This window comes from Bacillus sp. P4_D3, assembly GCF_056401855.1.
The window spans coordinates 1-9,419 of sequence record NZ_JBFUIN010000102.1 but is presented as its reverse complement, the minus strand read 5'-3'; the positions used below and the strand labels follow the sequence as shown (position 1 = coordinate 9,419).

Below are 9,419 nucleotides of genomic sequence, written 5' to 3'. Positions count from 1 at the left end.
TTAAATAACTTTATTGCTACTTAACCCTATTTCATACCATCTTTTCAAGCAATTAATTCAAATAAATTTTAGTGCTAGTATACAAAACTCTGTAATTATAAAATAAAAAAAGCATGACTTAAAATTGTCATGCTTTTTCTTTTCTATCAATAATTTTTTCAAACCTAACCTGTTACAGAAACTTTTACTCGTGAAAGAGCTTTTTTATTTAGTAAAGCACTTTTTTATTTGTTAAAACCACTTAATTCTCAAACACAAAATTAATCTTATTATCTTTCCACTCTAACTTCGCATCAAACGTTTTCTCGCCTTTTTTAAAGCCTTTAATTAAATCGGTCTTCTCACCTTTTAATAGCTTCGTCATGTTTTTTTGCGAAATGGCTTTGCTTAATATCTTCTTCGAAATGGTAAAATCACACTGTGTTGTGTTGTAGTTGGAACAACCGTAAAACGTGGACTTGTCGATAACATCGCCATCACATTTTTTACAGTTCCCTACCTTTTTACCTGTTGTAAATTTCGATCCTTTTCGTTCAATCGATTCAACATGTAATCCAGTGAAATCCCATTTCTCTGACATTTCTACCGCATCTTCAATAATTTTAGCTGATAGTTTTTTCGTTTGTTCCATAAATGTCGCTGGTGAAGCTGTGCCTTCACCAATTTCCGCAAGGCGTTGCTCCCATTTTGCTGTCATTTCTGGTGAAGCCAGTATTTTATCACCGATTGCTGTAATTAATACTTTCCCTTTATCTGTTGCGTACACTTGGTTTTTCTGCACATCTATATATTTACGGTCTTTCAGCATCGTAATAATACCTGCACGAGTTGCCTCTGTACCTAAACCTTCTGTTTTCTTCAATACTTTCTCAAGCTCTTCATTCTCTAAATACTTACCGGCCGTCTTCATTAACGTAATAAGTTGTCCTTCTGTATAACGTTTCGGTGGCTGTGTTTTTCCCTCTTTCACTTTCACCTTTACAACTTTTCCTTGTTCACCTTCTGCGACAATTGGAAGAATTGTTTCGTCATCTTTATCGTCTTGGAAAATAACTTTACGCCAACCTTCTTGAATTTGCTGTTTTCCTTTCGAAATGAACTCAGCACGTTCGTCTACAAGAGTTGTAATCGTTGTGTAATCAAAGATTGCTACTTCATAATGCGCCGCAATAAGTCTTCTTACGATCATATCGTAAATTTTCTTTTCATCACCTGATAGTTTGCTTGGATTTGTAACTTGCTCTGTCGGTATAATTGCGTAGTGATCTGTAACTTTCTTTTCGTTCACATAACGCTTATTGTTCATAATCGATTCAATTGGTGCTGGCAATAAACCTTTATATTCATCAAACTGACTTAACTTCTGTAAAATATCAGGGAACGTCGCTGCTTCTCCTTGTGTAACATAGTTAGAATCCGAACGTGGATAAGAGACTATCCCTTTTTGATATAGTGCTTGCGTTATATCAAGCGTCTTTTTCGGTGAAAATTTAAAGGCTTTATTCGCTGTTGCTTGCAGTGCTGATAAATTAAATAAAAACGGCGGCTGAAACTCTTTACGCTCCGTTTTCATTTCTTTTACTACAGCCGGTTTGTTTTGACAAAACGCTGCAATTTTATTTGCCAAATCAGGATCATTTAAGCGGGACTCATTATCTTTCTCCCATTTCCCCTCATACTTCTTTCCTTCTATATTAAAGGTTGCGAACACTTCCCAAAACGGCTCTGATTTAAAGTTTTCAATTTCCTTCTCACGCTTTACGATCAATGCTAATGTTGGCGTTTGTACACGACCAGCGGAAAATACATCGTTCATTCCCTTTTTCTTTAGCAAAATACTAAAGACACGCGATGCATTCATCCCAACCACCCAGTCGGCGCAAGATCTTGTATATGCTTCATAATACGTATTAATCGTATCTGATTCATCAAGTAAGTTTTTAAATCCTTGATAAATAGCTTGCTTCGTTAAAGACGAAATCCATAGACGCTTCATTGGCTTTTGCACGTTACAAAGATTAATAATGTTTCGTACGATTAATTCCCCTTCACGCCCAGCATCGCCCGCGTGAATGATTTCTGTTACCTGAGGATTATGTAACAGCTGTTTCACTACATTAAATTGCTTATACTTTGACTTTGTTACTTCAAATTGAAAACGTTCTGGAATCATTGGTAACGTATTAAGTGACCATTTTTTCCACTCTGCATGATAATGTTCTGGATTACATAACTGCGTCAAATGACCAATTGCCCATGTACAGTACGCTCCATTTGGAAATAACTCATTTGCTTCTACTTCTAAATACCCATCTTTCCRGCGATATTTAAACTGCGAAACAAGAGCCAAACCTTGATCTGGTTTCTCGGCAATAATTAATTTCATTTTATAACTCCCTATCTGTATTCCAGTGTTACTTTCATTGTCTATATGTTTAGAAGCGATGATAATACAACAATCTTATTTATCATTCGCGGTTTGTCTCACGAATGGGAGACCTATAATATTATACGCTTATTCTTTATGGCTTCACAATAGAAACTCATTATATAACACTTTCTTTCGCATGCTCACAAACAAAAAAGACGCCCAAAAATCGAGCGTCCTTTCCATTCACTACTATTTGCTTTCATATATTCTATAAAATTTAAAATACAACAATTCCTTATGAAGCATCGTCTACTAAGATAACCATCATTATTTAAAAATTATATTGAACTTACCTTTTTTAAATTGTGCAGATAATTTGCAGATATAAATAAGCATAAGTACTCTCCATTTGAACATATGATGAAGTGAATGATAGGACAGGGAGGTATCATGATGTTTKCTTATACGTTAACTGCCTTAACACTTTGTTGTATCTCGATTATTATCACATCATATATTTCTAAACGTAAGGGTACCCTAATGGAGTATATGGTATTTATTATGTCTTTTAGTATGAGTATCGGTTTAAGTATCGGTTTTTATTTAGGTATTCTCTTTAAAGGAGAATTACTATATTCTACTTTGCTTGCTATTTTGATTAGTGGTTGTATCGGTTTTTTAGTCGGTCTACGTTTTCACCTGTACACTGCCTTAGAAGGAATGTTCTCTGGTTTAATGGCAAGTATGATGGGAGCTATGATTACAGAAATGTTAAACGCTCAACAAGCACATAGTATTCTGTTTATTAGTCTTTTACTTACTATAACGATAACTATGTCATGTATGATTCAGCTTTTATCAGAAACCTTTTCTACTTATATCCACCGCCGGTTTCTATTAGTACTTTCCATTAGCGTAGTAATTGTTCTTACTGTATTCGTGACATTTCCAGATCATACTCCCCCATCTTCATCCGGGCACGATCAACATATGCATTAACACTTGCAACGAAAATGAATAAGCAGCTATCCATAGGATAACTGCTTCATATTATTCTGGCTGATTAGGAATGTTAGGGTTTGGAACATAATCAGATTTGTAATCTGTATATTTCACTTCTGTTACCATTCCTGCTGAAGCATGGTGTAAATCATGACAGTGGAACATCCAATCACCCGGATTGTCTGCTACAAAGGCTACTTCATATTCTTCTCCTGGTTTTAAGTTCAAAGTGTCTTTAACAATTGGAGAACCTTCTACCGGTTTTCCATCTTTACTTAACACCTGGAAGAAATGACCGTGTAAATGCATCGGGTGATCGTCCGCTTTAGAGCGATTTACTAATTTTACTTTTACTAAGTCACCCTTTTTCACTGGAATTGGGTCAATATCTGGGAATACCTTTCCGTTAATTGTATATACCATTTCATTTCCATTCATTTGCGTATTCAAGTCCATATTATATGTGGCAGTATACTGTTGATCTAACGTGAAACTTCCTAATTTTTTAGTACCATATTTCGTCATGTCCAATTTTGATAACTTCTCTTTTTCGTTTGCTTTGTCTTTCATCTCTTTACTACCTTCATATTCAATAACAGCTTTCATTCCTTTTGCACCTTTATTTTCTGAATGGTCTTCAACATACCATTTCCCAGGATTATTAGCAGTAAATTCAATATCATAACGTTCACCCGGTGCTATTGAAATTACTTTATCCTTAATAACTTTTGGATCATTAATTGGTTGGCCATCTGTCGCAATTACTTTTATATCATGGCCATGAACGTGTATATCATGTGATAGATAACCAGCATTAACGAATCGAAGACGAACTTTATCGCCCTTATTCACTTTTAATGTCTCTACTAAATCTCCGCTTTTACCATTGATTGTGAATAAGTCATACACACTCATATCATGACCTTCCATCTTCATATTTCCATGATCCATGCCTTTCATATCATCATTCTTTTTCGTATTTTCATTATCCTTAGATTTATTACCATCTACTTTTTCTGTTTGCCCTTTTGTCATTTCTTTTAACTGCTTATTAATTTCTTCTTTATCTGTTACCCATTCATCTAACATTAATGGGTAATCTTTATCATACTTTTCATTTGTATCCTCTACAACGAGAGCACCATATAAACCTCTATCTAGTTGATTTACAGAATCTTGATGTGAATGATACCAATACGTTCCTGGTACGTTCGCTTCAAATTCATAGGTGAAACTTTTTCCTGATTCAACCGCATCTTGTGTCACGCCTGGAATTCCATCCATGTTATTTGGGACAGGATACCCATGCCAATGAATAGATACTGGTGCAGATAGTTCATTTTTTAATGTCACTTTAACCTTTTCACCTTTTTTCACCCTGATTTCTGGACCAGGAGATGAACCATTAAATGTCCAGACTGGAACAATAACACCGCTACTTAGCTTTTGTTTTTCTTCTTTCGCTACTAAAGTAACTTCTGGCCCTTTTACAACTTTCAATGGTTTTGTAGCCGTTTCAGTCTGTGTTGTTTTTTTGTCGTTCATATTTTTATGATCATTTGTTGTATTTGTGGTCGCAGAACATGCAGCAATTAAAGATATTACGGAGACTGTAACTGCTGTTAATACAAATCTTTTCATCGAAAATCCCTCCTTTTTCTTTTTCAAGCTTATTATAGAAGACAATTTTCAAGAAAATATGGAGATGTAAAATGTGCACAATAAAAAGGCGCCCAAAATTGAGCGCCTCTTCTAATTATTATTTCGTAACAACTTCATCTTCTTTTACATTTATATTATTTTCTCTCATAAACTCTTCAATCTCTTCAACTGACCTAACGATATCTTTTGACAAGTTTTCAAACCCATCTTTTGTTACAAGAATATCATCTTCAATACGAATCCCAATTGATTCTTCTTCAATATATAAACCTGGTTCAATCGTAATAACCATACCTTCTTCTAATACTCTCTCTTTGTATGTTCCGACATCGTGAGTATCTAAACCTAGGAAATGACTCACGCCGTGATAATAATATTTAGATAGTTCCTCATCTTCTTGAATTAAACCAATAGCTTTACACTCTTCTGCCAGTACTTTTTTTGTATGCTCATTTAATACAGCAAACTTTAATCCCGGCTTAATAAGTTCAGTTGTTTCTTTCAATGCTTTTAACACGATATTATATATTTGTTTTTGGCGACTAGAGAATGTTCCACTAGCTGGGAATGTGTAACTAATATCAGCGTTGTAGTAATCTTTTTGAGCACCTAAATCGAGCAGTACTAGATCACCTTGATCCACTTTTGCATCATTACCTTCATAATGCAACACAGTAGCATTTTTACCGCTCGCTAAAATTGTATTGAATGCATGATGTTTAATACCAGACGACTTTAGTATGAAATCAAAGTGCGCTTCTAATTCATATTCCATTATGCCTGCTTTCGCATGCTTCAACACATTATAAATACCCTCTTTAGTTACTGCAATTGCTTCTCTAATGATTTCAATTTCTTCCTCTGTTTTAAACACTCTTAATTCACAAATGCTCGGGTATACGTTACCAATTGTTATGTGTGGGTACTGTTCTCTTACATGTTTAGCAAACGCTAATGTTTTCGTCTCAGTACCGTTCCACTCATGAAGTTCCAAGTCTAAATTCACGTGTTTCACATTTTCTGCGAAAAGTGTATTCGTCATCGTCTTTTCAAAGCTATCTAAATACACAACTTTCTTTATACCTGATAATTTCTCTGCTTCTTCTTTAGAAACTGTTTTTCCAACCCACTTTTCAAGTACTGGATCTGATTTTTCAATGAAAAGAGTCTCTTCTACACTATTTCCAAACTTTTTTAACATGAAAATAACATTCGGCTCATCGATTCCCGTTAAGTAGTAAAAATTACGATTCGGCACAAATTTATAATGTGCATCAGCTGACATATGAGGTGCCTGTCCAGCAAATAAAATAGTAATTGATTCATCTGGTAATGTTTTCACTAATCTTTCTCTATTTTGAGCAAAAAATGTTGACTTCATAATAATCCCCCTAGCGTTCTATGTATGTTTTTCAAACTAATTATCCAATACAATTCATTCTATTATTGTTATAATTTTTCGTCAATTAATAGTGTTTATTTTGAAAATAAAACTTTCATTACCGGGTTTCTTACCACGCATATATACGGGATAAAATTTTCATTACTATTCCACTCGAGATTATGCATACCACTCCACAATTTCTTGACATTTATTCCATATACTTAAAATCTCATACATATAGGAAAGGAGCCTACAAGCGTGAAACATTACGTAGGACTAGCCATTACTTCAATATTTATAATTACAGGATGCTCTAATAATGTAGAAACACAACCAGCAAAAACAGAAACAGTTCAATCTCAGCCAAAAAATAAAGAAACAGCAAATACGATTCCGCAAAACTTCTATAAAGAAATTACATCCGGAAAAATCGCGCACATTCATGGAATTGGCTATGCAGGAAATATGCCAGGGATTTCTATCGCAACTCATAGTGGTATAAAAGTTTATCAAAATGGCAAATGGTTTAAAACTGCTACACAGCTACACGATTATATGGGCTTTCAAGCAACGAAAAATGGATTTTTTGCCAGCGGGCATCCTGAACCAGGTGCAAATTTTAAAAACCCTTTAGGATTAATGAAAAGTTCGGATGGTGGCAATAACCTTGAAAAGCTAGCATTCTATGGAGAATCTGATTTTCATAACCTTGCTGTCGGATATAATACGGAAGCGATTTATTTATACAACGAACGTCCTAATTCTAAATTACAACAAGGTTTTTATTTCAGTACGGACAACGGACAAGAATGGAAAAATAGTAAGTTAAAGGGGCTTTCAAGTACTATCCACTCCTTTTCAGCACATCCCGATCAATCTAGTGTAGTCGCGGTAAGTGCTAAAGATGGCGTGTATTTATCTACGGATTATGGAAATACATTTGAACTATTTTCTAAATCAGTTGAATCGACAGCAGTTACATTAAGTAATGAAGATGTTATTTATGCCTCTATCAATAAGCAAAATGAGCAAATGATAACGAAAAAATCAATTGCTACAAATGAAGAAACAAATATACAAATTCCATCTTTAGATTCTAAGGATACCATCATGTATATTTCACAAAACCCTCAAAATTCATCTGAAATGGTATTTGCTACAATGAAAGCGAATGTATTCCTTTCTACGGATGGCGGTAAAACGTGGAAACAGATTACTAAAGAGGGATCATTACAATATAACTAGTTAGAAAGGTGAATATAACGTGTTTTCAACAATTAGTGAATGGAGTTATCAACTCATGTCTCCTTTAATGGATGTCGCGAATGCTACGAAATCAACGCCTTTTTTATTTGCGTTTTTATTAGGCATAGTAGGTACCCTTGCTCCTTGCCAATTAACAGGAAACATTAGTGCTATTATACTTTATCCCGCATTAACGGGCAGTAAAACTCCCACCTCAAAATTCGGATAGGACAAAGAAGTTAGGTGGGAGATCAACTGCCCGTAAATGCCCGATTGGTTCAACTAATAATCAGTGGGGGATGAACAAAACCCCCACTGATTAWAGTTTCACTTTATGGCAATCAATCTTTACAAAAGGGACATGCCTGGAAACATATACTGTTATTCATTGTAGGAAAAGTAATAGCTTTTACGACGCTTGGAATATTGGTATGGGTGTTAGGAAAAGAGATTCAACAAATATTAACTTTGTATTTCCCGTGGTTACGTAAACTGATCGGGCCTTTATTAATTTTAATGGGTCTAATATTATCAGGTATTATAACAGGAAGAAATTTCTTCTCTTCCATCTTCCCTATCAAATTTATACGAAAACAAAATGAAGTCAGCTCATTTTTACTTGGGTTCTTCTTTTCTTTAGCTTTCTGTCCGACTATGTTTGTGCTATTTTTCGGAACGTTAATCCCTTTATCTTTATCATCTAATTATGGGTACTTGTTTCCGACATTCTTTTCGATAGGAACTGCTCTGCCTATCGTTATACTAATGTTCATCATCTCCTATCTTGGATTAAATGGGGCATTACTCAAAAAGAGCCGAAAAATAGGAAAAAGCATTCAGCGTATAGCTGGTGTACTTCTCATTTTAATCGGACTTTATGATACATCCTTATATTGGTTGTAAATCAAAAAGGTAAGTTCAAGTGAATCAAACTTACCTTTTTTAAAAGCATTTTATTAATTTTTTTTATTTTGTAATTGTACTAATAAATTCGTAACAAACGCCAGAAACAGCGGATCATTCTCTTTTTTAGGTGACCATTGCATAATAAGTTGTCGTGGAATTTTAATTTCTATCGGTTGCACGATAAAGTCATGAATAATTTGTTTATGAAGTCCTGATAATGGAACGATTGTTATTCCTTTAACTTGTAAAGTAAGTGCTAATGCTGAACTAATTGACTCTGACTCCATCACTTTATTAACTACTATTTCATTTTTCATCAAATATGGTTCAAGTACTTCTTTACAACCAGAAAGCGGCATTATAAAAGGATAATTTTTCAACTCTTTTCTTGTAAGATCAGATGGAACTGACTTAGAAGAAACCATAACATATGGATCTTCACCAATGACATCATAATGAAATCCTGGTAGTAAATTTTCTTTTATAGAAATAGAAAAATCTGCACTTCCAGAAGACAACCAATCTAACACTTCTTGATAACTTCCCTCTCGAACTGCAAGTACATACTGACTTTGATCAACATTACCTAATTCGATACACTCTGCCAAACAATATACAGTAACGGAAGGATATGTAGCTAATACAATCTTATACAAGCTCTTATTTTTCAAATGTAAAGCTGTTTCTTCAAGATTTTCATACTCCATTAGAAGTCGATCTACACAAACTAAAAATTCTTTTCCATTTTCAGTTAACACCGTTCCTTGTCTAGATCGCTCGAATAAAGTTAAAGCATATCTTTTCTCTAATTTGTTAATGATATGCGTTATTGCTGGTTGTGTCATATGT

The 9,419-nt window shown here is 34.3% G+C and carries 7 protein-coding genes; 3 read left to right on the top strand and 4 right to left on the bottom strand.

All coding sequences use genetic code 11. From position 1 onward, the window contains the following. Positions 1 to 241 precede the first annotated feature (241 nt). Positions 242 to 2,386, bottom strand: coding sequence for a DNA topoisomerase III (gene topB, locus AC1DTM_RS13200; protein WP_477000326.1), 2,145 nt, complete (start codon positions 2,384 to 2,386; stop codon positions 242 to 244). A gap of 438 nt (positions 2,387 to 2,824) precedes the next feature. Between topB and AC1DTM_RS13195 the strand changes: the two genes are divergently transcribed. Beyond that, on the top strand, positions 2,825 to 3,370 hold the full coding sequence (locus tag AC1DTM_RS13195; protein WP_477000325.1) for a hypothetical protein: 546 nt from the start codon (positions 2,825 to 2,827) through the stop codon (positions 3,368 to 3,370). A 51-nt stretch (positions 3,371 to 3,421) separates the two neighbouring features. On the opposite strand, the gene AC1DTM_RS13190 is transcribed toward AC1DTM_RS13195, so the two are convergent. Next, entirely contained in the window at positions 3,422 to 5,014 is a 1,593-nt protein-coding gene (locus AC1DTM_RS13190; protein ID WP_477000324.1) for a multicopper oxidase family protein, read from the bottom strand. Positions 5,015 to 5,132: 118 nt separating this feature from the next. Then, entirely contained in the window at positions 5,133 to 6,416 is a 1,284-nt protein-coding gene (locus AC1DTM_RS13185; protein ID WP_016104531.1) for an aminopeptidase P family protein, read from the bottom strand. 261 nt (positions 6,417 to 6,677) lie between these two features. On the opposite strand from AC1DTM_RS13185, the gene AC1DTM_RS13180 reads away from it, so the two are divergent. Beyond that, entirely contained in the window at positions 6,678 to 7,664 is a 987-nt protein-coding gene (locus AC1DTM_RS13180; RefSeq protein ID WP_256415938.1) for a F510_1955 family glycosylhydrolase, read from the top strand. Positions 7,665 to 7,979: 315 nt separating this feature from the next. After that, positions 7,980 to 8,567, top strand: coding sequence for an urease accessory protein UreH domain-containing protein (locus AC1DTM_RS13175; protein ID WP_477000327.1), 588 nt, complete (start codon positions 7,980 to 7,982; stop codon positions 8,565 to 8,567). A gap of 53 nt (positions 8,568 to 8,620) precedes the next feature. Here AC1DTM_RS13175 and AC1DTM_RS13170 read toward each other — a convergent pair. After that, positions 8,621 to 9,419, bottom strand: a 799-nt coding sequence (locus AC1DTM_RS13170) for a LysR family transcriptional regulator (protein ID WP_477000323.1), incomplete at its 5' end; no start/stop codon positions are given.

What these genes read in the sequence shown, in the direction of transcription:
- AC1DTM_RS13190 (WP_477000324.1), bottom strand. Translation starts at nt 5,014, where the DNA reads ATGAAAAGATTTGTATTAACAGCAGTTACAGTCTCCGTAATATCTTTA.
- AC1DTM_RS13185 (WP_016104531.1), bottom strand. Translation starts at nt 6,416, where the DNA reads ATGAAGTCAACATTTTTTGCTCAAAATAGAGAAAGATTAGTGAAAACA.